Raw genomic sequence first — 24,571 nt, 5'->3', positions numbered from 1 at the left:
AGCCGGGGGCAATGGAATAGCACCCAAATCACGGCTCGGCCGGCGCCGGCGGCGGAGGCTGCGGTCCCAGCGCCTGCCGGAGCTGCGCCAGCCGCATTTCCAGATCCGGCCGCCACGGCGCGTCGGCGGGGCTGCGCGCGAGAAGCTGGCTCCACACCGCCTCGGCACCTTTGAGGTCACCGCCCTGCGCGAGCGCGAGTCCCGCGAAAAAGGGCGGCGCGGGGTGCGACGGATCGCGCCGCGCCGCTTCGTCGAACGCCAGCGCCGCGGCGGGCGACATCATCCCGCCGCTATGCGCGGCGAGCGCGTTGCCGAGCGCGACCCACAAGTCGACATTGTCGGGATATTTCTCCAGCCCCTTTTCGAGCGTCTTGGCCGCAAGCTCGGTCTTGCCGGTGCGCGCGAAGCCGTCGGACATGCCGAGCCACTGCGCCGCCGGGCCGAAGCGGTCGGCCATTCCCTGCCGCTGGTCGGTAATCGCCTCGCCGAACCCTTCGGGCTCCTCCGCTGCCGCGACCGGCTTGCCGGGAAGCGACGGGCTTCCCTCGAGCGCATAGCCGGCAAGCCCAAGCATCACCGCTGCGCCCGCAAGCGGCCGCGCCGCCGCGGGCAGCTTGCCGAGCCACAGCATGCCACCGATCGTCAGCGCCGCGGCGAGCATGATCCACAGCCAGATCATGCCCCGCCCTCCTCTTCGCTTTCGCCGCGGCGGAAGCGTCCGAAGGCGAGCCAGCCGCCAAGCGCTAGGAACGCGAGCGGCCCGAGCCAGAGCAGCGCGGTCGCGCTGTCGAACGGCGGGTCGTAGCTTACCCAGTTGCCATAGCGCGCGACGAGCCATTTCTTGATCTCGGCGGGGCTTTCGCCGGCCGCGATCTTGCTCCGCACCTCGTGCCGCATGTCGCCCGCAAGCGGGGCGTCGCTGTCGGCGATCGACTGGCCCTGACAGACGAGGCAGCGGAGTTCCTCCATCAGCGCTTTCGCCCGCGCTTCCTTCGCGGGATCGTTGAGCTGCTGATAGGCATAGGGCGCAGGCGGCAGCCGGTCCTGCGCTGCCAACGGCATTGTCAGCGCGCTGGCAAAGAAAAGCAGGGCGAGCCGCAACCTCACTTCATCGCCTCGAGCTTTGCGACGATCTCGGGCACCTGATCGGCGAGGATCACGCCCTGAATCTGTTCGCGGATGATGCCCTTGCCGTCGATCAGGAAGGTTTCGGGGACCCCCGACGAACCGAGCGCGATCTGGACGCTCGACTGCATGTCCGATCCGATGCGGTCGAACGGATTGCCGAATTCATTGAGGAACGCCGCGACATCCTCGGGCCGGTCGCGGATCGCGATGCCGTCGATCGGCACCCCGGCTGCCTTCAGCGCCTCGAGCTGCGGCGCTTCGGCGCGGCACGGGATGCACCAGCTCGCGAACACATTGACCAGCCGCGGCCGGCCGTCGGCGAGCTGGCTGCTCTTGAGGCCCTCGACCCCCGCCGTCGCCGGTGGCAGGTCGAACAGCGGCATCGGCTTGTCGATCCATTGCGACTGGATCAGCGTTTCGGCGGGCGTCACCAGACGATAGATGAAGGCGCCAAACAACAGCCCCATGATCGCCAGCGGCACGAACAGGACCCAGCGGTTCTTCATGGCGCAAATCGCTCCTGTGCCTTGCGGGTGCGGCGCGTGCGCCAGATCGCCAGCAGTTGCGCGCGCCCGAGCATCGACAGCGCCGCCCCGACCGCAATCAGCGCCCCGCCGAGCCAGATCCACCAGACCAGCGGCTTCCACCACAGGCGGAGCTGGTAGCGGTCGGCCGTCCCGTCATCGCTCGGCACCGGCTGGCCGAGCACGGCGTAGAGCTGGCCGCCCGGCCGCGTCAGCAGCGCCGCCTCGTTGGTTTCGGTCGGTGCGGTCCCCATCAGGCCGGGGAAAGTCCGCGCCTCGGGCCGCAGCATGAAGGATTGCCCCGACGGCGTCGTCGCGATCAGCGTGCCCTCGATCGCAGTATAGTTGGGTCCGGCAATCGGCTTCACCCCGACGAACTTCACCGCGAAATCGTCGACCTTCACCATATCGCCCGGCGCCGCGGCGACCAGCCGTTCCTTGATGAAAGCGCTTTCGGCGCCCATCCCGGCGAGGCACACGGCGACGCCGAAATGCGCGATGACCATGCCCCATGTCGGCAGCGGCGTCCGGCGGAGGTTGCGGCCCCACAGCGGGGCGAGGCTCGCGACCGCAACGACGCCCGCCACCGTCATGCCGAGCAGCGGCAATATGCCGACCTTGCCGCCGAACAGGATCAGCGCGAACAGCACTGCCGCGCCAGCGAAAATCGCCAGCGGCAGCCGCGACCAGAGTTTCTTGCCGTCGTCCTTGCGCCATGCGAGCAGCGGCCCCGCGACCATGACGAGGCAGAGGATCAGCGCCAGCGGCCCGGCGACGCGGTTGTAATAGGGCGGCCCGACCGAAATCTTCTCGCCCATCGCCTCGGCGACGATCGGGTAGAGGGTCCCGAGCAGGACAAGCGCGAGGATCGTTGTGAGCAACAGATTGTTGATCACCAGCGATCCTTCGCGGCTCAGCAGCGCGAATTTCTTGCCCTCGGCGACGCTCCCGGCGCGCAGCGCGAACAGGGTGAGCGCGCCGCCGATATAGACCGCCATCAGCACGAGCAGGAAGGTGCCGCGCTCGGGGTCGACGGCAAAGCTGTGGACGCTGGTCAGCAGCCCCGAGCGGACGATGAAGGTGCCGACCATCGACATCGAGAAGCCGATCACCGCGAGCATCACCGTCCACGCGCGCAGCGCGTTACGTGTCGCCGTCACCGCCACCGAATGGAGCAGCGCGGCGCCCGCGAGCCACGGCACCAGCGAGACATTCTCGACCGGGTCCCAGAACCACCAGCCGCCCCAACCGAGCTCGTAGTAGGCCCAGTAGCTGCCCGCGGTGATGCCCAGCGTCAGGAAAATCCAGCTCCCGAGCACCCACGGGCGCATCGCGCGGGCAAAGGCCGGGCCGATCTCGCGCGTGATCAGCGCGCCGACGGCAAAGCTGAAGGCCACCGACAGCCCGACATAACCGACGTAGAGCGTCGGCGGATGGAAGGCGAGACCCGGGTCCTGCAGCAACGGGTTGAGCCCCTGCCCGTCGGGCGGCGCGACCGGAAGCCGCTTGAACGGGTTGGACGAAAAAATGAGGAAGGCGAAGAAGCCGAGGCTGAGCGCGGCCTGCGCTGCCAGCGTTGCGACCAGCGTATCCTCGCGCAGCCTCTTCTCGAAAATCGCGATCAGCGCACCCGACAGGCCGAGGATCGTCAGCCACAGCAGCATCGACCCTTCGTGGTTGCCCCAGGTGCCGGCGACCTTGAACAGCATCGGTTTCAGGCTGTTGCTGTTGCGCGCCACCAGTTCGACCGACATGTCGGAGCGAACGAACAGCGCGATCAGCAGCGCGAAGGCGACGGCGGTGAGCACGCCCTGCGCCACGCTCGCCGGGCGGACGAGCGTCGCAAGATCCTTCGGCCCGCCGCGCAGGAACAACGCGCCCGCAACCAGCGACAAACAGGCAAGCGCCGCCGCGATCCAGAGCAGGGCAAGACCGAGTTCGGCGATCATGCCTTCGGCGCCGCCTTCATATCCTTGGGCATGTCGCCCATCTGCGGCGGCATATAGCGTTCGTCATGCTTGGCGAGGATGCGGTCGGCCACGAAAGTTCCGTCGGCGCGCATCCGGCCATCGGCGACCATGCCCGATTCCTCGCCGAACAGATCGGGGACGATCCCCTTATATTCGACCGGCACCGACGCCTTGCCGTCGGTCGCGACGAAACGGATCGTCAGGCCATCGGCCTTCCGCGCGATGCTGCCCTTGGCGACCATGCCGCCGAGCCGCATCGCTTCGCCGACCTCGGTCTTGCCGGCCGCGACCTCGACCGGCGTACGGAAATAGGCAGCCTCGTCGCGCAGCGCGCTCGCCGCGAGCACGCCGGCACCGCCGACGCCGACGAGCGCGACCAGCGCCAGAATCAGTCGCTGATGCTTCGCCTTCACTTGCGGTCCTTTCGCAGCGCGTCGCTGCGCTTCTCGGCCTTCGCCATTGCGCGCCAGCTATACCATGTCACCGCGCCGGTGAGCAGCGCGGTCAGCGCATAGGCGGCCGCCACATAGGCCCATTGGCCACCCCCGCTGATCACCCCGGTCACGCCCTAAATCCCCTCGTCGTCGGCCAGCCGCCGCAGCCGTGCGGCGACGCGGTTGTCGGCGATGATCCGCCGCATCCGCATCAGCACGATGGCCCCGAATAACAGCGAAAAACCCAGCACGGTCAAGCCCAAAGGCCAGAGCAGCGCCCCGTCGATGCTCGATCCGCGAAGCGTGATGCTCGGCCCCTGATGCAGGCTGTTCCACCACACGACGCTGCGGTTGATGATCGGGATGTTGATCGCGCCGACGAGCGCATAGATGGCGGCGCCGCGCGACAGCGTGCCGCCCTGTTTCTGCCCGTCGTCGCCGCTGGTGAGCGCGATGAAGCCCGCATAGAGGAACAGCAGGACGAGCATCGAAGTCATCCGCCCGTCCCATTCCCACCAGGTGCCCCATGTCGGCTTGCCCCAGATCGACCCGGTCACAAGGCAGAGCGCGGTGAACAGCATTCCCGGCACCGCAATCGCCCGCGCCGCAATCCCGGCGAGCGGATGCCGCCAGACAAGCTGGACCAGCCCGGCGATTGCCAGCGACGTCCAGCCGCCCATGCCGAGCCACGCCGACGGAACATGGACGTACAGGATTCGAGCGGTTTCACCCTGCTTGTAATCGCCGGGGACCAGCGTCAGCCCGGCCCACGCGCCGCCGAGCAGCAGCAACAGGCCGACGCCCAGCAGCCACGGTGTGAGCGGCCGGGCAATCGCCAGAAAACGGGTCGGATTCGCATAAGCGTGCATCGGTTCGCGTCCTTAGGGGAGCCGGGCTTGACGGTCCAGCAATTTGCCCGGCGCGACCCGGCGCCGCTCTTGTCGCTTGCGTCTGGCGGAGCGTCAAGGGTTGGCGTTGCCCTGCGGCCCAAGTCCGGTCGCGAACGACGAATGGCGGATTGAGTCCGCCTTCGGCCGTTAGCGGACCTAAGTGACCTGTACCCCGGCGAAGGCCGGGGTCCAGAGCGTTGGAGAGCCAGCGCCGCATACTTGCGCCCTGGACCCCGGCCTTCGCCGGGGTACACAAAGAGGCGAACGCCCGCTCCCCACCCCGAAGTCGCCAAAATCTACCCCTCCGGGCGCGTCCAGATCCAGCTTCCGGTCACCGCCGCCGCGACGACCGGCGCCATCATCCACGGCCAGGGCGCGAAGATCACGGCAAGGACGATGCTGAAGGCGAAGGCGAGCGTCGCCGCGATCTTGCCCTTGCGGCTGATCGCGCCCTTTTCGCGCCACGCAACGATATGCGGGCCGAAGGTCGGATGGTCGACCAGCCACGCCTCGAGCCGCGGCGACGAGCGCGCGAAGCAGAAGGCCGCGAGGATCACGAAAGGCACCGTCGGGAGCAGCGGCAGGACGGCGCCGATCGCTCCCAGAGCGAGCGACAGCCAGCCCGCGACGAAATAGAAATGCCGCTTCATCGCGAAGGGACTTAGGCGCGCCGTCCCGGCACGCCAAGCCCCCGCGTCGCTTATCCCCGTCCGATCAGCCCCTGTGCCATGCGGTCGGCGACCACCGAAGCCGGCGTCCCGCTCGCCTTGCTCTCGGCCCATATCTCGGCCAGCCGGCCGGGGATTTGCGCGATCCGGCTTTCGACCTCTTCGCGGCTCCCCTGCCCCAGATATTCGAGCGCGACGTTGATGATGCCGCCCGCGTTGATCACATAATCGGGGGCGTAGACGATGCCGCGGTCGTGGATGCGCTGTCCGTCGGCGGCGGTCGCGAGCTGGTTGTTCGCGCCGCCCGCCACGACCGGCACGCGCAGCTTCTCGATGCTCGCTTCGGTCAGGATCGCGCCGAGCGCGTTGGGGCTCAACACATCGGCCTCGATCTCCATGATCGCCGCCGAATCGGCCAGATCGGCCCCCAGTTCATCGGCCAGCGCCTTGGCGCGCGTCAGATTGACGTCGGCAAGGGTCAGCTTCGCGCCTTCGGCTGCCAATCGCCGCGCGACGCCGCCGCCGACGCTGCCGACACCCTGGATCGCGACATGCACATCCTTGGCGCTGTCGGTGTTCAGCCCTTCGCGAATCGCCGCCTTGATGCCGAGGTACACACCGAGCGCGGTGAAGGGCCCCGGATCGCCGCCCGCATCGGCGCCGCTCGCCACGGGAAGCCCGCTGACATGTTTGGTATGCTTCGCAATCTGGACCATGTCGGCATCGGTGATCCCGACATCTTCGGCAGTGACATAGGCGCCGCCGAGCGATTCGACGGCGCGGCCGAACGCCGCGAGTAATTCGGGGGTTTTCGCGCCATTCTGATCGGCGAGGATGACGCCCTTGCCGCCGCCCATCGGCAGGCCCGCCATCGCATTTTTGTAGCTCATGCCGCGCGACAGGCGCAGCGCGTCGGTGATTGCCGCGGCGCGCTGCGGATAATGCCAGTAGCGCACGCCGCCGGCGCCGGGGCCGAGGTGCGTCGAATGAACCGCGATGACCGCCGTAAGCCCGCTGTCACGGTCGCGGAACATGTGAACATGCTCATGATCGTCGAAATCGGCGAAATCCCAGACAGCGGACATATTTCATCCTCACGTTAAAAAATTACGTGGAGACGTAATAATGAAACAGGAGCGACAAGTCACCCCAAAAGCCGCTATGCCTGAAGATAGGAAAAATGGGGCGACCAACGGGGCTCGAACCCGCGACCTCCGGTACCACAAACCGGCGCTCTAACCAACTGAGCTATGGTCGCCACATAAGCGAAGAGAGCCGCACGAAGCAGCCTCGACAGCGCGCGGCGAATAGGCGCGCATCCCCCCGCTCGTCAAGCATTGTTCGCACGCGCTTCCCTGCTAAAACGCGCGCCATGGCTGGCAACGAACATGTCGACATGAGGACCTCGGGCGCCGACGGGACTGCGGAGCGGCTTTCCGTCGTGCCCGGCATCCGCCGCGCGCCCACGCCAAAGCTGGAGCAATTCATGCTCGCGCGCTTTCTCGATGCCGAGCCCTGCGCCGCGCTGATTGCGCAGATCGACCGCGACGTCCGCCCCTCGACCATCGCCGATCCGAACGGCGACGACGCCTTTCGGACGAGTACGACGTGCGACCTCGACCATCGCGACCCGCTGGTTATCGAGGTCAACAACCGCCTCCACGAGCTGACCGGCATCCCGCTTCCATATGGCGAACCGATGCAGGGGCAGCGCTATGATGTTGGGCAGGAGTTCAAGGCGCATACCGATTATTTCGACCCGCACGGCAGCGATTGGGAAACCTATTGTGCGATTCCCGGCCAACGGAGCTGGACGCTGATGATCTATCTGAATGAGCCCGCAGCGGGCGGCGCGACGCGTTTCCTCGCCACCGGCAAGATGCATCAGCCCGAAACGGGCAAGCTGCTCGCGTGGAACAATGTCCGCACCGACGGCACAGCGAACCCCGATACGCTCCACCACGGGATGAAGGTGCGCAAGGGGCGCAAATATATCATCACCAAATGGTTCCGCGAACGGCCGTGGCCGTGGGCGGCGGGGGAATTGGGGTAAGACCAGCTTGTATAAAACCCGCTCGCATCGAGCGAAGTCGAGATGCCCCGAAGGACAAGGCTACACCGATAGGTGTCTCGACTTCGCTCGACACGAACGGAACGATAGGCTGATTACCGCACCAGCCGGTACTGGAAGTTCAGCGTCAGCGTGTTGCCAACCTGCCCCGGCTCGACCGGCGTCGCCTTCGCCGAACCGGCATCCATCGCCATGCGCACCATCGGCATCGGCGGCTGCGGGCCGCCAAAGCTGCCTTCGCTGATCGAAACCAGCTCGACGCTGCGGAAACCGGCAAGACGCGCATAATCCTGCGCCTTCGCCTCGGCCGCCTTGATCGCGGTGCCGCGCGCGCCGACGAGCTGCGCATCGGGATCCTTCATGCCGAACCACGGCCCGTCGACATTGGTGCCGCCCGCCGCGACCAGCGCGTCGAGCAGCGGGCCGAGATCCTCGATCTTCGGCGTCGTCGCGCGCACGCTGTTCGACACCTGATAGCCGAGGAAGCGCGGCGGCTGGCCGTCGGTGCGGTTGTTATAGTCATATTGCGGCGACAGGTTGATGCCGCTCGTCTGGATATCCTCCGCCTTGATCCCGCGCGCCTTGGCGGCGGCGATCAGCTTGTCCATCGCGGCGGCATTCTGGCGCATCGCCTCGACCGCGGTCGGCGCGGTCGTCGTCACCCCGGCGCCGACAGTCGCCTGATCAGGGCGCGAGCGCACCTCCTCGCTGACCGAAAAGCTCAGGATCGGTCCCTGCGTCGTCGCTGCGGTCACCGTCGAACCTCCTTGCTGTGCGAGCGCGGGCGTTGCCGCCATCAGCGCCAGTCCGGATGCCATAACGGCGAACATTTGCTTCGTCATTTCATTCTCCTGTGAACCGGGGTTCCGGCCATGTCCGATCGTCACCCCGTAACGCAGACGGAGTGGACCCGTTCCGGCCTTTGTACGCGGCGCGCTTGCATGATGCTGAACGTATCGGTAGCGCGCCGTTCATCATGGCAGCTCCCATTCTCTCTTATGAAGGCCTCGGCCTGGTGCAAGGCAGCGGCTGGCTGTTCCAGGATCTCGACATCTATGTCGGCGAACGCGATCGGCTGGCGCTCATCGGCCGCAACGGCGCGGGCAAGACGACTTTGCTCAAATTGCTCGCCGGACAGATCGACGCCGACAAGGGCAAGCGCACGATCGTGCCCGGCACGCATGTCGTGATGCTCGAACAGGAGCCCGATTTCCGGCCGTTTGCAACGCTGATGGATTTCGCCGTTGCGGGCATGAACGCTCCGCCCGAACATGAGGTCGCGGCGATCGCCGACCAGCTCGGCATCGACATGGGCCGCACCGCCGCCAGCGCCTCGGGCGGCGAGCGGCGCCGCGCGGCGCTGGCCCGGGCACTGGCACAGAACCCAGACGTGCTGCTGCTCGACGAGCCGACCAACCACCTCGACCTCGCGGCGATCGACTGGCTCGAAAGCTGGCTCGCGCGCTACACCGGCGCCTTCGTCGCGATCAGCCACGACCGCACCTTCCTGACCCGGCTCACGCGCCAGACCCTGTGGCTCGACCGCGGCAGCATCCGCCGCAAGGAAATCGGCTTCGGCGGCTTCGAGGAATGGAGCGATGCGGTGGCCGCCGAGGAAGCGCGCGCGGCGCAGAAGCTCGATTCGAAACTGCGGCTCGAGGCGCACTGGCTCGAACGCGGGGTCACCGCGCGCCGCAAGCGAAATCAGGGGCGGCTCGAGAAGCTGAAGGAAATGCGCGCGACGCGGGCGGCGATGATCGGCGGCCCCGGCGTCGCCAAGCTTGGCCTTGCCAACGACGATGTGCGTTCGAAATCGGTGATCGTCGCCGAAAATATCTCGAAGAGCTTCGGCGACCGGCCGATCATCCGGAATTTCGACTTTCGCGTCCAGCGCGGCGACCGCATCGGCATCGTCGGCGCCAACGGCGCGGGCAAATCGACCCTGCTCAAGCTGCTGACCGGCGAGATCGCGCCCGACAGCGGCAGCATCACCCTCGCCCCGACCCTCGACGGCATCGTCATCGACCAGCAGCGCAGCCTGCTCTCGCCCGAAAAGCGCGTACGCGACATCCTTGCCGACGGCGGCGACTGGGTCGAGGTGCGCGGCGTCAAGAAGCATATCCAGGGCTATCTCAAGGAATTCCTCTTCGACCCCGGCGTCGTCGAAGCGAGCGTCGGCGCATTGTCGGGCGGCGAGCGCTCACGCCTCCTCCTCGCGCGCGAATTCGCCCGCGAATCGAACCTGCTCGTGCTCGACGAGCCGACCAACGACCTCGACCTCGAAACGCTGGACCTGTTGCAGGAAGTCATCGCCGACTATGCCGGCACGGTGCTGCTCGTCAGCCACGACCGCGATTTCCTCGACCGGACGGTAACGGTGACGCTCGGCCTCGACGGGTCGGGCAAGGTCGATATCGTTGCCGGCGGCTATGCCGACTGGGAGGCGAAGCGGGTGAAACCCAATAGCGCCAAAACCAAGGCCGCGACCGCCGCACCGCCGCCCCCGCCAACCGCCCGCAAGAAACTCAGCTACAAGGACCAGCGCGACTACGACCTGCTCCCTGACCGGATCGAGGCGATCGAGAAGGAAATGGCGGCGATCGAAGCCGAACTTTCCGACGGCACTCTCTTCACACGCGACAATGCGCGCTTCACCGCGCTCACCGCGAAGCTCGACGCACTGCGCGACGAAAAGGCGGCGGCCGAAGATCGCTGGCTGGCGCTCGCCGAAGAGGTCGAAGCGCTGGGATAGGCGGGAGTTGTGAAACTTCGCCTCTCCCTCCACAAGAAGCAGAGGGGGAAGGACATGGCGGATTATTCGGCAACACCAGAGCTCAAAGGCGTCGCCGGGTGGCTGCGGCTGCTCGTGATCATCCTGTCGGTCATTTCGCCATTGCGCAGCATCATCCAGACCGGCGTAGCGCTCCAGATTGCGCCAGATATCGAGGCGCAGCTCGGAACAAAGTGGACGATTTATGAAGTCTTCGCCTGGAGCCTCACCGCCGCGACGGCCATGGCGACGCTTTACCTCGCCTATCGTCTCGTCTGGGTTCAGAATCGATCCACCGTGCGCCTCGTCATCAGGGGTTTGTGGGCGGTTTCCATGGGCGCGCTCGCGCTCGACTTTATCGTCGCCAGCGCCTTGTGGCCCGAAAACATCACCCAGCTCGACCCCGAATATATCAAGGGCATTTTTCAGTCGCTGATATTTGCTACCGTCTGGTCGCTCTACCTCACCAAATCGCGGCGCGTGGCGAACACCTACGTCGACGACGAAACCGAAGCGCAGCAGATATTCGGTTAGGGCTCACCCCGTCCCGTAAAACCGCGCCAGCCGGTCGAGCGCCAATCCCAGCACCAGCTTGCCCGACCGCGCCGGCCAGCCCAGCCCCTTTTCGGCGCACCCGATCCCCTCGCCGGCGCAGATTACCCGCCAACAAATATCGGCCAGCCCCGGCCCCGCCGTATCGAGCGCCGCATGAAAGCGCCGGTGGGCATCGATCCGCGCCAGCGAGGCATCCGCCGCGCGCGCGCCGCCGCGGCTCTTGCCCGGCGGCGCGGCGTCCCAGCGCATCGTGACCCGCGCCGCCAGTCCCGCGCGCTCATAATCGGTGCGTAGCCGGTCGCCCGCGCGCAGTTGCGCATCGGTCAGATGCCCGCGCGACGCCAGCCAGGCGATCGGGCTTTCGGCGACGTTCACCGCCACGTGACGCATTACCTGCGGTCCCGCCTTTCCCGGGTCGATCCGGTCGTCGGGATGGAGGCGGGTTTCGAGGCGGCGCGTCGTCATGCGATTCTCCCTTGGCTTGCACGCCGGGCTTGACATTGGGATATTTTGTAGGAAAGAAGAAACCGATTTGGTTATATGGGATTTCGCCATGATCAACAGCATCCGCGCCGTCCGCCGGGCCAAGGGCCTCACATTGGAGGAAGTGGGCGCGCGCTGCGACCCGCCGACGACCGCGCAGACGATCGGCCGCCTCGAAACCGGAACGCGCACCCTGTCGCTCGGCTGGATGAACCGTATTGCCAAGGCGCTCGGCGTCGAGGCCGCCGAACTCGTGCAACTGCCGCAGGACACCCAGCTCACGATCACCGCGCTGCTCGGCACCGAGGGCGCGCAAGCGCCGACGCGGGTCGAGCAGGCGCTGACCGCGCGGCCGGGGGAGGATATGGTCGCCGTCCGGGTCACCTCGTCGATCGGCGACTATCGTTCGGGGGATGAAATCTGGTGCCGGCGGATCGAGGGCGACTGGGCCCATGCCCTCAACCGCGACCTGCTCGTGCCCCGCCCCGCCGGCCGCTTCTTCTTCGCGCGGCTGCTCAACGTCGATGGTGAAAAGCTGCATCTGCTGCCGCTCGGCACCGGCCAGCGGCAACAGGTGGTAAGCAACCCGCCGTGGGCGGCGGTCGCGGTGCGGCTGATCCGCACGCTGTGAGACCGCGTCCTGACGAACGGGTCGCAGGCTTGGCATGACACCCTTACGCGTCCTGTCCATCGCGACGCTCTTCCCCGACGCCGCGCGCCCCAATTTCGGGCTGTTCGTCGAGAAGAGCCTGCGTGCGCTAGCAGCGCAGCCCGGGATCGATTTGACGGTCGTCGCCCCGGTCGGCCTGCCGCCCTTCCCGCTGTCGCTCGATCCCCGCTACCGGTCGCTGCGTACTTTGCCGCGCCGCGAGGATTGGCACGGCCTCACCGTCCACCGCCCGCGCTTCCGCCTCCTTCCGCGCATCGGTGCCCGCTTCAATCCCGCTGCGATCGCGCGCGCCGTGATGCCGATCGCGCGGGCGAACCGTTTCGACGTCGTCGATGCGCAATTTTTCTATCCCGACGGCCCCGCCGCCATGCGCGTTGCCGACGCCCTCGGTATCCCCTTCTCGATCAAGGCGCGCGGCGCCGACATCAGCCATTTCGGCCACGATCCCGCCACCGCACCGCAACTGCTCGCTGCCGCGGATGGCGCAGCGGGCCTGCTCGCAGTGTCGGACGCGATGCGACGCGACATGGCGACGATCGGCATCGATCGGGCGAAGATCGCGGTCCATTACACCGGCATCGATACCGCGCGCTTCCACCCCGGCGACCGCACCGCCGCGCGCGCCGCACTCGGCATCGGTTCCGAACCCGCGATCCTGACCGTCGGCGCGCTGATCCCGCGCAAGGGGCAGGCGCTGGTGATCGAGGCGCTGCCAACGCTGCCCGACGTTCATTACTGGCTCGCGGGCGCGGGCGAAGAAGAAGCAAGCTACCGGGCGCTGGCCGCGCGTCTCGGCGTCGCGCAGCGGGTCCATTTCATGGGACCGATCGCCAATGCCGAGCTGCCGCAGCTTTACCGTGCCGCCGATGCCGTGGTCATGCCCTCGGTCAGCGAAGGCCTTGCCAATGCGTGGGTCGAGGCACTCGCCTGCGGCACGCCGATCGTGATCAGCGACGCCGGCGGCGCCGCCGAACTTGTCACGTCTCCGGTCGCGGGACGCATTGTCGAGCGCACCCCGCCGGCGATTGCCAACGCCGTACGGAGCATCCTTGCCACGCCACCAGCACCGGCCGATGTCGCGGCGAGCCTGGGTGGACGTTTCGACTGGGACCGCAACGGCCGCGAACTGGCGGAGCATCTCCGCCAGCTCGCCGCCCGTTAGACGACCGCGCCGTCGTCCTTGCGTTCGATGCGTTCGCCGCCTTCGATCCCGGCGCTGGTGCGCGGCACGAAGCTGCCCGGACCGACCTTCAGCCACACGAGCACCGGGGTCGACATCAGCACCGACGAATAGCCGCCGATGAAGACACCGAACAGCATCGCGGCGGTGAAGCCGAAGATCACGTCGGGGCCGAAAATCAGCAGCATGCCGAGCGCGAGCACCATCGCGACGGTGGTCATTACCGTGCGCGACAGCGTCTCGTTGATGCTGAGGTTGAGCAGCGGAATGATTTCCATCTTGCGATATTTTTTCAGATTCTCGCGAATCCGGTCATACACCACGATGGTATCGTTGAGCGAATAGCCGACGATGGTCAGCAGCGCCGCGACGCTGTTGAGGTCGAACTGCATCTGCGTCACCGCGAAGAGCCCGAAGGTCAACGACACTTCGTGGAAGAGGCGGCCGAGCGCGCCGACGCCGAACTGCCATTCGAAGCGGATCCAGATATAGATCGAAATGCCGATGATCGCGAGCCCGAGGCTGAGCGCGCCGGTCCGGATCAGTTCCTCGGACACCTTGCCCGACACGGTTTCGACCGACCCTGTCTTGGCGGTCGGGAAGGCTTTCTGGATGCCGGCGACGAGTTGCTGCCCCGCGCGTTCGGCGACCGTCTTGTCGCCTTCGGGCAGCGCGGTGCGGATCGATACCGCCTTGTCCGACCCGAATTGCTGGATCGTCGCTTCGCCGAGGCCGATATGTCCGACCTTCTCGCGAATTTCGTCGATCGGCGGCATTTCCTGGGTGAATTCGACGCGGACCGACTGGCCGCCGACGAAATCGACGCCGAAGTTCAGGCCCTTCACCGCGACGAGTGCGATCGACACCGCGACGAGGAAAAAGCTCATGAACGAGGCGAGCTTTCGCCAGCGCAGAAAGTCGATGTTGGTGTTGTCGGGGACGAGTTTCAGCAAGCGCATGATATCGCCTTCCTCAAATATTGATCGACGTCGGACGCTTGGTCCGCAGCCAATGGGCGACGAACATCCGCGTGACGGTGACGGCGGTGAAGACGCTGGTGACGATGCCGATGGTCAGCACGACGGCGAAGCCCTTGATCGGGCCCGACCCGAACCAGAACATCAGCGACGCCGCGATGACGTTGGTGACGTTGGCGTCGAAAATCGCGCGGCTCGCCTCGGAATAGCCGAGCTCAACCGCCTGAAACACCTTGCGCCCGCGCGCGAGTTCTTCGCGTATTCGTTCGTTGATCAGCACGTTCGCGTCGACCGCGGCGCCGATCGTCAGCACGAAGCCTGCGATACCCGGCAATGTCAGCGTCGCGTTGAACGCCGCCATGATCGCGATGATCAGGAAGACGTTAAAGACCAGACCGATGCACGCATAGACGCCGAAGCGGCCATAGACGACGAGCATCAGCGTCAGCACCGAAACCGTAGCGATGATCCCCGCGATCGCGCCCTTGCGGATCGAGTCGGCGCCGAGCTCGGGGGTAACGGTCCGTTCCTCGACCACCGCCATCTTCACCGGAAGCGCGCCCGAGCGCAGCGAGATCGCCAGCGCGTTCGCGCTCGCAACGCTGAAGCTGCCCGAAATCTGGGCGCTGCCGCCGAGGATCGGTTCGTTGATCGATGGGGCCGACAGCACCTTGCCGTCGAGCACCATCGCGAACCTTTTGCCGACGCTCTGCGCGGTGACCTTCGCGAAGGTGTTCGAACCGCCCGAATCGAAGCGGATCGACACGACCGGCTGGTTCGACTGCGGATCATAGCTTTGCTTGGCGTCGATCAGCTGTTCGCCGCTGATCATCACCTGACGGCGAAGCACCTCGAAGGCCGCGCCATTGCCTTCCCCTTCGGCATAGGGGACGATTTCGCTGCCCACCGGCACGCGGCCGGCGGCGGCCTCGTTCGGGTCGGCGTTGGCGTCGACCATGCGGAATTCGAGGCGCGCAGTCTTGCCGATCAGTTCCTTCAGCGCCGCGGGGTCCTGCAGGCCCGGCACCTGGACGACGATGCGGTCGTTGCCCTGGCGGATGATCGTCGGCTCGCGCGTGCCGAGCGCGTTGACGCGGCGGTCGATGATGTCGCGCGCCGTGTCCATCGCGTGCGCGATCGCCTGCGTCTGCCCGGCGCTTGTCGGGGTAAGCACGATCCGCGTCACGTCGACGATGTTGATGTTCCAGTCGCGCTGGCCCGTCAGTCCCGCACCTTGCGTCTCGTTGAACAGCCGGTCGCGCGCTTCGTCGAGCTGCGTCTGGTCGCGGACGAGGAAACTGATCTGATTGCTCGCGACGCGCAGTTCGCCGATTCCGATATCGTCGTCGGGACCACGCTCGCCGCGCATCGCCGCGCGCACCGTCTTTTCCATATTCGCAAGCTGCGTCTTGCGCAGGTCGGCGATGTCGGCTTCGAGCAACAGGTGGCTGCCGCCGGCAAGGTCGAGGCCCAGATTGACCTTCGTCTGCGCGATCGACGGCAGGTTGTTGAAGGTCTTTTCCGGCACGAAGCTGGGAATCGAAAACAGGATACCGAGCAGCAGGATGATGCTGATGCCGATGGTCTTCCAGCGCGGGAAATCTAGCATAGGGTAGATCCGATGGCCTGGGCCGGCCCGCCGCAGCGGGCCGCGCCGCGTCAGTCGTTGGCCGGCTTGCCGCCGGGCTGGAGAACGTCGGCGAGGGTCGATTTCACGACCTTGATCTTCACGCCCTGCGCGATTTCGACATCGGCGAAATCATCGTCGACGCGTGTCACCTTGCCGACGATACCGCCGCCGGTCACGACCTGATCGCGCGGCTTGACCGCCGCGACCTTGGCGCGATGTTCCTTCGCGCGCTGTTGCTGCGGGCGAATCAGGAAGAACCAGAACACGACAAAGATCAGCAGATAGGGCACCAACATAAGCAAACCGGCGGCCCCGCCGCCCGATCCGGCCGCCTGGGTCAGAAGCAATTGCGTCGACATGGATGAAAGACTTTCCGTTCGATGCGACGGGCGTTCCGGACGGAACGGCCACGCAAGAATATGGCGGGGCGCCTATCACGCAGGGGGCGTGCACGCAACCGTCGCTGCGCCCTCCCCCAACGGCAAGCGTCCTGCAAATGGGGATCGCAAGGCGAAGGTCAAGCCTCGGAGGAAGTATCGCCGCCGCCCGTCGACTTTCTCAGGAGAGCCTTGCATCGCCCGCGAAGCCGCGCTAGGGGCCTCGCCTGCCCAACAGGGCCGGTCGGGACGTAGCGCAGCCTGGTAGCGCATCACACTGGGGGTGTGGGGGTCGGAGGTTCGAATCCTCTCGTCCCGACCAATTCTCTACCGCGGCACGGGCGGTGGTTACCTGAAACGACAAGCTTGAGAAGCGCGAAACGCTTGCGCGCTGCCCCTTTGCGATGGCAAGCTCGTCCGGCCGATTTGGGACAGTCCCGTTCAGTCACGGGAACACAGCAGGGGCTATGCGATGGGATATTTCCTTTCCAGGAGGCGGATGCCCAGCCCCGGAGCCAAACTGTGAATTCGGCATCCGCCACCGCGCGGCGATCGCTGATCGGACGCATCTTCTTCGGCTGGCTGAAACTCGTGCGGCATATGGCGCCGCCGACGCTGTTCTTCTTTGTCGGCTTCAACCTCATCCTGTGGACGACACGGCTGGCGCTGGCCGAGCATGGCATCGACGTAAAGGGGTTTGCGACCGCGACCGTCGCGGCTCTGCTTGTCGGCAAGGCGGTGCTGGTAACCGACAGCCTCCGTTTCATGGCGCGCTTCGACGGCGCGCCGCTGATCCAGCCGATCCTGTTCAAAAGCGCGATCTACTGGCTTTGTGTCTTCGTGGTCCGCCTCGCCGAAGCGCTGATCCACTATGTGATCGAGCACGGCACCGTCGGCGGCTTCCTTCCCTATCTCGTCGACCATTTCAGCTGGGGCCGTTTCCTGTTCATCCAGGTCTGGCTGATGCTGCTGTTCCTGCTGTATGTGACGATCCACGAACTCGACAATCTGTTCGGGCACGGCGAGCTGCGCCGGATATTCTTCCGCTGGAACACGACCGCCACCAAGCTGACGCGACGCCGGCGGGTCCGGTTGCTGGCGCGGCTCAACCGGCTGACCGCGGCCCATTCGGTCGCGGAAATGAGCGCGCCCGGTTCGGCGGCGCACGACGAGCTGGTGACGATATTGAACGAACTCGCGGACCAGCCCGGCTCAAAGCCGCGCGGATAGGACAGGCGGCGCCCATAGCTGGCGCCGCCCTGCCCCGTTCACTTCGCGTCCTGCAGCTCCTCCGACGGCGGCGCTGGCGCGCGCGCCTTGCGGACCGTCTCGATCTCGCCCCGGTCGATCGCGCCGTCGCCATTGGCATCGATATGCTTGATGAAGCTATCGATCTTTTCGGGTGCCGCCAGCGACGGATCGCCCTGCTCCTTGGCGCGCGCTTCGGCCATCTTGGTGACTTCGACCTTGTCGAGCTTGCCGTCGCCGTTGGTGTCGATCGCCGCGAAGATGCGGCCGTTATCGTCCGCCGGTTGGGCGCCGGCCGCGGCCGGAAAAGCCAGGCCGAGCGAAGCGGCGATCATCGTCAATTTCTTCATGCAAAATCCTCTGGTCATGATCGGCAAGGCTGCCGGGATGCCCCGCCGCCGACATGCCAGTTCGCGCGCCGCAAGGCCATGCGGCGCCGCTCGGTTCGTCACGGTTTCAGCACGACCTTGCCCACCACCTCGCGCCGTTCGAGCAGCGCGAAGCCCTCGCGCCAATCGGCGAGGTCGAGCGCGGCGTGCACGTGCGGCCGGATTTTCCCCGCCGCCGCCAGCGCATCGATCGCCGCGACATTCTCCGCGCCGCGTTCGGGAAAGCGGCGCCCATATTCGCCCGCGCGCACCCCGACGACCGAGAATCCCTTGATCAGCGGCATGTTCACCGACACTTCGGGGATGCGCCCCGAGGTAAAGCCGACCACCAGCAACCGTCCGCCGAATGCGATGCAGCGCGTCGATTCGTCGAAGACGTCGCCGCCGACCGGATCGAAGATCACATCGGCGCCGCGTCCGCCGGTCAGGTCCTTGACCGTTTCGCGAAAACCCGGCGCCGCGTCGATTACGGCTTCGGGGGCGTATAGCTCGGCCAGCGCGGCGCGCTTCCCGGCGCTGCTCGCCGCGGCGATCACCCGCGCCCCCAGCGTCCGCGCCAGATCGACCGTTGCGAGCCCGACCCCGCCCGCCGCACCATGGACCAGCACCCATTCGCCCGGCTCGACCCGCGCACAGCGGACCAATGCGACCCAGGCGGTGAGATAGGCGGCCGGATAGGCGGCGGCCGCCTCCCAGCCCAGCGCCTCGGGCTTGCGGCGCAACGCGCCCGCCGGAACGACGCAATATTCGGCCATCGCGCCGAACCGGTTGCCGCCGACCACCGCATCGCCGCCGCGCCATCCCGTCACGCCCGGACCGATCGCATCGACCTCGCCGGCAAATTCCAGCCCCGAGACGAAGGGCAGGTCGGGTTTGAGCTGATAGGCGCCGCGGGTCATCAGCAGGTCGGGGAAATTCACCGCCGCTGCGCGCACCCGCACCCGCACTTCGCCCGGGCCTGGCTCGGGCACCGGCAAGTCGACCAGCGCAGCGCCGGCATGATCGGGGAGCAATTCGCGCACCTGAAGCGCCCGCATCGGCAAAAATCCTTTCCTACAATATTCCAATATGGTTCGCTTGCTTTCTTTGTACGAACCACAGGAGCGAATCATGCCGAAACCCGATCCTTCGACCTCCGACGTCGACACGCTGATCGATGCCGTCATCGACCGCGAAGGCCGATATGTAAACCACCCCGCCGATCGCGGCGGCCCGACCTGCTGGGGGATTACCGAAGCGGTCGCGCGCGCGCAGGGTTATGACGGGGCGATGCGCGACCTTCCCCGCGCCGAAGCGGCATCGATCTATCGCCGCCTCTATTGGCTGCGCCCCGGCTTCGACCGGGTCGCGCTGCGCGCGCCGAAGATCGCCGCCGAACTGTTCGACACCGGGGTCAACATGGGCACCGGCACGGCGGCCGGCTTTCTCCAGCGCGCGCTCAACGCACTCAACCGCGCCGCGCACGACTATCCCGACATCGCGGTCGATCGCGACATCGGCCCGCGCACCCTGGCGGCGCTCGACGGCTTCCTGAAGGCGCGCGGCAAAGGCGGCGAGACCGTGCTCCTCCGCGCGATGGAGGCGCTGCAGGGCGAACGCTACATCGCGCTCGCCGAACGCCGCCCGAGCCAGGAAGCCTTTCTCTACGGCTGGCTCGCCAACCGGATCGGTGACGCAAGCCACTGATTTCAAACATGCCGAGGTAACAAGTTCGATAAGTTACGAATGAAAAGGAACGCGCATATGAGCATCATCGAAGGCCTGATCGGCCCCATCGCCAAGCTGATCGACAAGATCATTCCCGACCCCGACGCGCGCGACCGCGCCAAGCTCGAACTACTGAAGATGGAAGGCAGCCAGGAGATGGAGGCGATCCGCACCCGGATGACCGCGATCGTCGCCGAAGCCGGCAGCGCCGACCCGTGGACCAGCCGCGCGCGGCCGAGCTTCCTCTATGTGATGTACGCGCTCTTGCTCTGGGCGATCCCGATGGGCCTGATCGCCGCCGCGCGGCCCGAGATGGCAAAAGGCATCGCCGACGGCATGAACGCCTATCTCGCGGGCATTCCCGAACCGCTCTACGCGCTCTTCGGCACCGGTTATCTGGGCTACACCGCCGCTAGGGCGTGGGGGAAGGCAAAGGGGGCGGAGATCTAGGCTCCAGGAGCGCATCGGCGGATGGCGCGGCCGCGCTGTCCGCCTTGCCCCGCGCGATCGCCAGCGCGACCTCGCGTTCGATCCGCGGCAGGCGATGGCTTTCCAACCCCTGCCCTTGGTCGAGGCTCAGCTCTACCGCATCCTTCCCCGCCGGATTCACCAGCACGTCGAGCATCCGGCCCTTGCGATAGACTGTAAAGGAAATGCCGTTCAACCCGCGCCGCAGCGACCGGCTCTCGACATCGACGCAGCGGTCGTCGCACTCGACGAAGTCGACCGTTTCGCTCTTGCTGCCCCGATCGAGGGTCAATTCGAACCCGCGAACATCGGTGCCGCCCTGCCCGGCCTCGACATTGCCATAGGTCCCGGCCGGGATGTGCCAGCCGCCCTGACCGGTCTCCGCCGGGTCGCTTTCCTCGCTACAACCGGCCACGGACAACAGGGCGATTCCGAGCAACACGGACGCGACCGCCCTCAAGTGCCGCGCTCCCCACCCTCGACCACCGCTGCGAGGTTCGCGAGCGACGAATTGAGGCCCTCGACATGATCCTTCGCCGAAATTCCGGGCGGCACATGATGCGCATCGATCGTCACCAGCGTGCCGCCGCTTTTCCGCGACAGATACCAGTGCATCGCCATCGTCCCCGAAAAGCGCGGATCGTCCGACTCGAACTCGACCTCCCAGACGATCAGCCGCCCATCGTCGAGTACCGGGATATGGACCGCAACCACATCGCTGTCATCGTCGCTCTTGGTCTCGACATCCGGATCGTCGAAGGTCAAGCGCAGCCGGAAGCCGCCGCCCTCGCTGAGGTCGCAATGCTCGAATTCGCCGGTAGCGCCCTCGGGCGGCAGCCAGCGCGCGAGCTTTTCGGCGCTGGTGAAGGCCGCAAAGACATCGACCAGCGGCGCATTGATCAGCCGTTCGGCATGATCGGTGCGCCGTGTCTTCTTGCTCTGTTTCAAGCCAGCGCCGCTTTGACCGCAGCAACCGCTGCATCGGCCGCGCCGCCGTCGGGTCCGCCGCCCTGCGCCATGTCGGGTCGGCCGCCGCCGCCCTGCCCGCCCAGCGCCGCGACCGCGGCCTTCACGAGATCGACCGCGCTATGCTTGCCGGTGGTGTCTTCGGTGACGCCGACCGCAACCGAAGCGCGCCCGTCGTTCACCGCAACGAGCATCGCGACGCCGCTGCCGACCTGTTTCTTCAGCCCATCGACCGCGCCGCGCAATTCCTTGGGATCGAGCCCGTCGACGACCTGCGCGAGGAAGGCAGTGTCGCCAACCTGTTCGACGGCCGGACCGGCAGCCGCGCCAGCACCGCCGGAGCCGCCAAGCGCCAGTGCCTTCTTCGCATCGGCGAGCTCGCGCTCGGCCTTCTTGAGTTGCTCGGCCAGCGCCGCGACACGCGCCGGAACCTCGTCGGGCGAGGTCTTGAGTGCCGCCGCCGCCGCCTTCAGCGCTTCGTCGCGGCCGTTTAGCCAGGCGCGCGCCGCTTCGCCGGTCAGCGCTTCGATGCGCCGCACCCCCGAAGAGACCGCGCTTTCGCTGATGATCTTGAACAGGGCAATATCGCCGAGCGCACGGACGTGCGTGCCGCCGCAAAGTTCGACCGAATAGCTGTGATCGTCGGCCTTGCCCATGCTGAGCACGCGGACCTCGTCGCCATATTTCTCGCCGAACAGCGCCATCGCACCCGCCGCGATCGCATCGTCGGGGGTCATCAGCCGCGTCGACACGGCTTCGTTGCCGCGGATCTGCGCGTTCACATCGGCTTCGACCAAGGCAATCTCTTCGGCGGTCAGTGCCTTGGGATGCGAGAAGTCGAAGCGGAAGCGGTCCTCGGCGACAAGGCTGCCCTTCTGCGTCACATGTCCGCCGAGCCGGCCCCGCAGGGCCGCGTGCAACAGGTGCGTCGCGCTGTGGTTGGCACGGATGCGGTCGCGGCGCCCGGCATCGACGGTGAGCTGCACCGTATCGCCGACCTTCAGCGTCCCGACCTCCAGCTTTGCCTGATGCGTGTGCAGGCGGCCGAGCGGCTTGCCTGTGTCGCTGACCGAAGCCTTTGCGCCCTCCAGCGTGGCAATCCTGCCCGCGTCGCCCATCTGGCCGCCGCTTTCGCCATAAAAAGGCGTCTGGTTGGTCAGCACGACGACCTCTTCGCCCGCCTTCGCTTCGTCGACCGGCTTGCCGTCCTTGACCAGCCCGATCACCGTCGCCTCGCCGACGGTTGAGCCATAGCCGGTGAATTCGGTGCTGCCGTTCGTCTCGGCAAGGTCGAACCAGATTTCGTCCGACGCCTTTTCGCCGCTGCCCTTCCACGCCGCGCGCGCCGCCGCCTTCTGCTGCGCCATCGCGGCATCGAAGCCCGCACGGTCGACCGCGATGTCGTTGGCGCGCAGCGCATCCTCGGTCAGGTCGTAAGGAAAGCCATAGGTGTCGTAGAGCTTGAACGCGACTTCGCCGGACAGCGTGTCGCCCTTGCCCATGCCGACCGTCGCCTCGTCGAGCAGACGCAGCCCCTTGTCGAGCGTCTGGCGGAACTTCGTCTCCTCGCGCTCCAGCGTCTCGGCGATCAGCGGCTGGGCGCGAATGAGCTCGGGATAGGCGGCGCCCATCTCGGCAGTCAGCGACGGCAGCAGCCGGTGCATCAGCGGATCCTTCGCGCCGAGCAGATGCGCATGACGCATCGCGCGGCGCATGATCCGGCGCAGCACATAACCGCGACCTTCGTTCGACGGCAGCACGCCGTCGGCGACGAGGAAGCTCGATGCGCGAAGGTGATCGGCGATGACGCGGTGGCTGGCCTGCGTGGCGCCCTCGGCCGGCACGCCGGTCAGGTCGACCGACGCCGCGATCAGCGCCTTGAAGGTATCGGTGTCATAATTGTCGTGGACACCCTGCAGCACCGCGGCAACACGCTCCAGTCCCATGCCGGTGTCGATGCTCGGCCGCGGCAGGTCGACGCGCTCGCCGCCCGGCAACTGCTCATATTGCATGAACACGAGGTTCCAGATCTCGACAAAGCGGTCGCCGTCTTCCTCCGGCGACCCCGGCGGGCCGCCCCAGATATGGTCGCCATGATCATAGAAGATTTCGCTGCAGGGACCGCACGGCCCCGTGTCGCCCATCGACCAGAAATTGTCGCTGGTCGGGATGCGGATGATGCGATCCTCGGGCAAGCCCGCGATCCGCTTCCACAGATCATATGCCTCGTCGTCGGTGTGATAGACGGTCGCGGTCAGCTTTTCCGGCTTGAGCCCCCAGGTCTTGGTAATCAGCGTCCAGGCATGCTCGATCGCCTGCTCCTTGAAATAGTCGCCGAAGGAAAAATTCCCCAGCATTTCAAAGAAGGTATGGTGGCGCGCCGTATAACCGACATTGTCGAGGTCATTGTGCTTGCCGCCCGCGCGCACGCATTTCTGCGCCGACACCGCCGTCTTGTACGGCCGGGTTTCGAGGCCGGTGAAGACATTCTTGAACGGCACCATGCCCGCGTTGACGAACATCAGCGTCGGGTCGTTGTACGGCACCAGCGGCGCCGACGGTTCGATATGATGTCCCGCCCCCGCGAAATAGTCGAGGAAAGAGCGGCGAATGTCGTTGGTCGATGTCATTCGCGCGATCTAGTGCGGCGCGGCGCGTTTCTCAAGCAGGATACGCGCCGCGCGTCCCTTTCGTCAGCGCTGGCAAAGCCGGTTGAGCTCTTCATCGCTATAACCTGCCTCGTCGATCAACGCCTGCGAGACGTAGCGAACATCATATTGCGAGATCGTATAGACACCGCTGCTGACCCGATAAAGCAGCAAGCCGCCGCAGGTTCCGGCGATTCCGGGATGGCTGCTGATGACCGCGAAATAGGCGTAAGCGCCGGGATAGGCCGCATCTTCGGGGTTGTTGAGCCAGCCGTCGAGCCGGACGGTAAACTCGCCCTTGCCCGTCTGATGCATCTTGGCTTCGTCGCTGAAGCGCTTCATTTCCGCCGTCGTCGCTTCGAGCGCGGGGTCCATGAGCTTCGCGAGCGCGGCGCCATTGCCGCTGTCCAGATAGGAGACGAAATCCGCCGCGACCCTGGTCGCCGCCCCGATTTCGGCCTCGTTCGCCTTCCAGTCGGCAGGCACGGGCTTGTAGGGATCGGTCGCGGGATCGTAGCAGGAAAAGCTCTGGCGAAAATCCTTGATCACCGTGACGCCGCGGTCGACATCGATCTGGTTGTCGAAATAATAGCGCCCGAACCGTACCTTCAGCTTGCCGCAGCGCTCGCTCGCCAACGCCGTGATACGCTTGATCGTCGGATCGTACTGATCGGCGTCGATCATCGCCACCGTTGCCGAAAAACCCTTGCCGGGGACCGGCTCGAGCTTGATCTCGGGCTGGCCGGCCGCGGCCGCTGCGAGCAACGTGAGTGCGATCATCGTCATAAGTCCCCCACCGTCCGGCGCAGGCGCCGGTC

General features: G+C 66.3%; 28 protein-coding genes and 2 tRNA genes. 9 read left to right on the top strand and 21 right to left on the bottom strand.

Features of this window, described 5'->3' with window-relative positions; all coding sequences use genetic code 11:
- Positions 1 to 28: 28 nt before the first annotated feature.
- The 10 genes from V6U71_RS06875 to V6U71_RS06830 all read right to left on the bottom strand — a co-directional run bounded on the left by V6U71_RS06875 (position 29) and on the right by V6U71_RS06830 (position 6,872).
- On the bottom strand, positions 29 to 679 hold the full coding sequence (locus V6U71_RS06875) for a tetratricopeptide repeat protein (RefSeq protein WP_411341544.1): 651 nt from the start codon (positions 677 to 679) through the stop codon (positions 29 to 31).
- Positions 676 to 1,062, bottom strand: a complete 387-nt coding sequence (locus tag V6U71_RS06870) for a cytochrome c-type biogenesis protein (RefSeq protein ID WP_411342320.1) — start codon at positions 1,060 to 1,062, stop codon at positions 676 to 678. Before V6U71_RS06870 ends, V6U71_RS06875 begins: the two co-directional genes overlap by 4 nt.
- A gap of 41 nt (positions 1,063 to 1,103) precedes the next feature.
- Positions 1,104 to 1,634 (bottom strand): DsbE family thiol:disulfide interchange protein, encoded by a 531-nt coding sequence (locus V6U71_RS06865; protein ID WP_054588278.1) that lies wholly within the window; start codon positions 1,632 to 1,634, stop codon positions 1,104 to 1,106.
- Entirely contained in the window at positions 1,631 to 3,601 is a 1,971-nt protein-coding gene (locus tag V6U71_RS06860) for a heme lyase CcmF/NrfE family subunit (RefSeq protein WP_411341543.1), read from the bottom strand. The genes V6U71_RS06865 and V6U71_RS06860 overlap by 4 nt, the downstream gene beginning before the upstream one ends.
- The gene (ccmE, locus tag V6U71_RS06855) at positions 3,598 to 4,035 is read right to left on the bottom strand and encodes a cytochrome c maturation protein CcmE (protein WP_411341542.1); all 438 of its coding nucleotides are present in this window, start codon (positions 4,033 to 4,035) and stop codon (positions 3,598 to 3,600) included. The genes V6U71_RS06860 and ccmE overlap by 4 nt, the downstream gene beginning before the upstream one ends.
- A complete protein-coding gene (locus V6U71_RS06850) occupies positions 4,032 to 4,187 on the bottom strand; it encodes a hypothetical protein (protein WP_411341541.1) in 156 nt (51 codons plus the stop codon). Before V6U71_RS06850 ends, ccmE begins: the two co-directional genes overlap by 4 nt.
- A gap of 3 nt (positions 4,188 to 4,190) precedes the next feature.
- Positions 4,191 to 4,925: a heme ABC transporter permease CcmC gene (ccmC, locus tag V6U71_RS06845; RefSeq protein ID WP_411341540.1), complete on the bottom strand. Its 735-nt coding sequence runs from the start codon at positions 4,923 to 4,925 to the stop codon at positions 4,191 to 4,193.
- A gap of 317 nt (positions 4,926 to 5,242) precedes the next feature.
- Entirely contained in the window at positions 5,243 to 5,596 is a 354-nt protein-coding gene (locus V6U71_RS06840; protein ID WP_411341539.1) for a YbaN family protein, read from the bottom strand.
- Between the two features lie 50 nt (positions 5,597 to 5,646).
- Complete coding sequence (locus V6U71_RS06835) at positions 5,647 to 6,699, bottom strand: Glu/Leu/Phe/Val family dehydrogenase (protein WP_411341538.1); 1,053 nt, start codon at positions 6,697 to 6,699, stop codon at positions 5,647 to 5,649.
- Positions 6,700 to 6,795: 96 nt separating this feature from the next.
- A tRNA-His gene (locus V6U71_RS06830) sits at positions 6,796 to 6,872 on the bottom strand.
- A 114-nt stretch (positions 6,873 to 6,986) separates the two neighbouring features.
- On the opposite strand from V6U71_RS06830, the gene V6U71_RS06825 reads away from it, so the two are divergent.
- Positions 6,987 to 7,667, top strand: a complete 681-nt coding sequence (locus tag V6U71_RS06825; protein WP_411341537.1) for a prolyl hydroxylase family protein — start codon at positions 6,987 to 6,989, stop codon at positions 7,665 to 7,667.
- Between the two features lie 113 nt (positions 7,668 to 7,780).
- On the opposite strand, the gene V6U71_RS06820 is transcribed toward V6U71_RS06825, so the two are convergent.
- Positions 7,781 to 8,527, bottom strand: a complete 747-nt coding sequence (locus V6U71_RS06820; protein ID WP_411341536.1) for an SIMPL domain-containing protein — start codon at positions 8,525 to 8,527, stop codon at positions 7,781 to 7,783.
- A 134-nt stretch (positions 8,528 to 8,661) separates the two neighbouring features.
- On the opposite strand from V6U71_RS06820, the gene V6U71_RS06815 reads away from it, so the two are divergent.
- Together V6U71_RS06815 and V6U71_RS06810 are read left to right on the top strand one after the other, a co-directional pair.
- Positions 8,662 to 10,437 (top strand): ABC-F family ATP-binding cassette domain-containing protein, encoded by a 1,776-nt coding sequence (locus V6U71_RS06815; protein ID WP_411341535.1) that lies wholly within the window; start codon positions 8,662 to 8,664, stop codon positions 10,435 to 10,437.
- A gap of 54 nt (positions 10,438 to 10,491) precedes the next feature.
- Positions 10,492 to 10,989 (top strand): DUF2569 family protein, encoded by a 498-nt coding sequence (locus tag V6U71_RS06810; RefSeq protein ID WP_411341534.1) that lies wholly within the window; start codon positions 10,492 to 10,494, stop codon positions 10,987 to 10,989.
- Between the two features lie 3 nt (positions 10,990 to 10,992).
- Here the strand turns inward: V6U71_RS06810 and V6U71_RS06805 are convergent, their stop codons facing one another.
- Entirely contained in the window at positions 10,993 to 11,475 is a 483-nt protein-coding gene (locus V6U71_RS06805; protein ID WP_411341533.1) for a DUF6456 domain-containing protein, read from the bottom strand.
- An 88-nt stretch (positions 11,476 to 11,563) separates the two neighbouring features.
- Between V6U71_RS06805 and V6U71_RS06800 the strand changes: the two genes are divergently transcribed.
- Both V6U71_RS06800 and V6U71_RS06795 read left to right on the top strand, forming a co-directional pair.
- Complete coding sequence (locus V6U71_RS06800; RefSeq protein ID WP_054588287.1) at positions 11,564 to 12,124, top strand: helix-turn-helix domain-containing protein; 561 nt, start codon at positions 11,564 to 11,566, stop codon at positions 12,122 to 12,124.
- Positions 12,125 to 12,158: 34 nt separating this feature from the next.
- Positions 12,159 to 13,325 (top strand): glycosyltransferase, encoded by a 1,167-nt coding sequence (locus V6U71_RS06795; RefSeq protein ID WP_411341532.1) that lies wholly within the window; start codon positions 12,159 to 12,161, stop codon positions 13,323 to 13,325.
- On the opposite strand, the gene secF is transcribed toward V6U71_RS06795, so the two are convergent.
- Genes secF through yajC form a run of 3 tightly spaced genes read right to left on the bottom strand, consistent with a single transcriptional unit; the run spans position 13,322 to position 16,309 of the window.
- Positions 13,322 to 14,302: a protein translocase subunit SecF gene (gene secF / locus V6U71_RS06790; protein ID WP_054728379.1), complete on the bottom strand. Its 981-nt coding sequence runs from the start codon at positions 14,300 to 14,302 to the stop codon at positions 13,322 to 13,324. The genes V6U71_RS06795 and secF overlap by 4 nt on opposite strands.
- Before the next feature lie 13 nt (positions 14,303 to 14,315).
- Positions 14,316 to 15,929: a protein translocase subunit SecD gene (secD, locus tag V6U71_RS06785; protein WP_411341531.1), complete on the bottom strand. Its 1,614-nt coding sequence runs from the start codon at positions 15,927 to 15,929 to the stop codon at positions 14,316 to 14,318.
- A gap of 50 nt (positions 15,930 to 15,979) precedes the next feature.
- On the bottom strand, positions 15,980 to 16,309 hold the full coding sequence (yajC, locus tag V6U71_RS06780) for a preprotein translocase subunit YajC (protein ID WP_054588291.1): 330 nt from the start codon (positions 16,307 to 16,309) through the stop codon (positions 15,980 to 15,982).
- Between the two features lie 263 nt (positions 16,310 to 16,572).
- Between yajC and V6U71_RS06775 the strand changes: the two genes are divergently transcribed.
- Together V6U71_RS06775 and V6U71_RS06770 are read left to right on the top strand one after the other, a co-directional pair.
- Positions 16,573 to 16,649, top strand: a tRNA-Pro gene (locus tag V6U71_RS06775).
- A 200-nt stretch (positions 16,650 to 16,849) separates the two neighbouring features.
- Positions 16,850 to 17,557 carry a hypothetical protein gene (locus tag V6U71_RS06770; RefSeq protein ID WP_411341530.1) on the top strand — a complete coding sequence of 236 codons (708 nt, stop codon included), beginning with the start codon at positions 16,850 to 16,852 and terminating at the stop codon, positions 17,555 to 17,557.
- Between the two features lie 38 nt (positions 17,558 to 17,595).
- Here V6U71_RS06770 and V6U71_RS06765 read toward each other — a convergent pair whose 3' ends face one another.
- Together V6U71_RS06765 and V6U71_RS06760 are read right to left on the bottom strand one after the other, a co-directional pair.
- Complete coding sequence (locus V6U71_RS06765; protein ID WP_411341529.1) at positions 17,596 to 17,925, bottom strand: EF-hand domain-containing protein; 330 nt, start codon at positions 17,923 to 17,925, stop codon at positions 17,596 to 17,598.
- Positions 17,926 to 18,023: 98 nt separating this feature from the next.
- Positions 18,024 to 19,001, bottom strand: a complete 978-nt coding sequence (locus tag V6U71_RS06760; protein ID WP_411341528.1) for an NADPH:quinone oxidoreductase family protein — start codon at positions 18,999 to 19,001, stop codon at positions 18,024 to 18,026.
- Positions 19,002 to 19,074: 73 nt separating this feature from the next.
- Here V6U71_RS06760 and V6U71_RS06755 point away from each other — a divergent pair, with 73 nt between their 5' ends.
- The gene (locus V6U71_RS06755; protein ID WP_411341527.1) at positions 19,075 to 19,650 is read left to right on the top strand and encodes a glycoside hydrolase family 108 protein; all 576 of its coding nucleotides are present in this window, start codon (positions 19,075 to 19,077) and stop codon (positions 19,648 to 19,650) included.
- A 57-nt stretch (positions 19,651 to 19,707) separates the two neighbouring features.
- Entirely contained in the window at positions 19,708 to 20,121 is a 414-nt protein-coding gene (locus tag V6U71_RS06750; RefSeq protein ID WP_411341526.1) for a holin family protein, read from the top strand.
- On the opposite strand, the gene V6U71_RS06745 is transcribed toward V6U71_RS06750, so the two are convergent.
- The 4 genes from V6U71_RS06745 to V6U71_RS06730 all read right to left on the bottom strand — a co-directional run bounded on the left by V6U71_RS06745 (position 20,084) and on the right by V6U71_RS06730 (position 24,533).
- Complete coding sequence (locus tag V6U71_RS06745; protein WP_411341525.1) at positions 20,084 to 20,599, bottom strand: hypothetical protein; 516 nt, start codon at positions 20,597 to 20,599, stop codon at positions 20,084 to 20,086. The two genes, V6U71_RS06750 and V6U71_RS06745, sit on opposite strands and share 38 nt — an antisense overlap.
- Entirely contained in the window at positions 20,596 to 21,087 is a 492-nt protein-coding gene (locus tag V6U71_RS06740; protein ID WP_411341524.1) for an SRPBCC family protein, read from the bottom strand. The genes V6U71_RS06745 and V6U71_RS06740 overlap by 4 nt, the downstream gene beginning before the upstream one ends.
- Positions 21,084 to 23,735: an alanine--tRNA ligase gene (alaS, locus tag V6U71_RS06735; RefSeq protein ID WP_411341523.1), complete on the bottom strand. Its 2,652-nt coding sequence runs from the start codon at positions 23,733 to 23,735 to the stop codon at positions 21,084 to 21,086. Before alaS ends, V6U71_RS06740 begins: the two co-directional genes overlap by 4 nt.
- Before the next feature lie 63 nt (positions 23,736 to 23,798).
- On the bottom strand, positions 23,799 to 24,533 hold the full coding sequence (locus V6U71_RS06730) for a hypothetical protein (RefSeq protein WP_411341522.1): 735 nt from the start codon (positions 24,531 to 24,533) through the stop codon (positions 23,799 to 23,801).
- Positions 24,534 to 24,571: the final 38 nt, after the last annotated feature.

Origin of the sequence: Sphingopyxis sp. J-6 (assembly GCF_046603995.1) — a bacterium.
In the GTDB taxonomy this organism is placed as follows: Bacteria; Pseudomonadota; Alphaproteobacteria; order Sphingomonadales; family Sphingomonadaceae; genus Sphingopyxis.
This window is presented reverse-complemented; position numbering and strand designations above follow the sequence as displayed.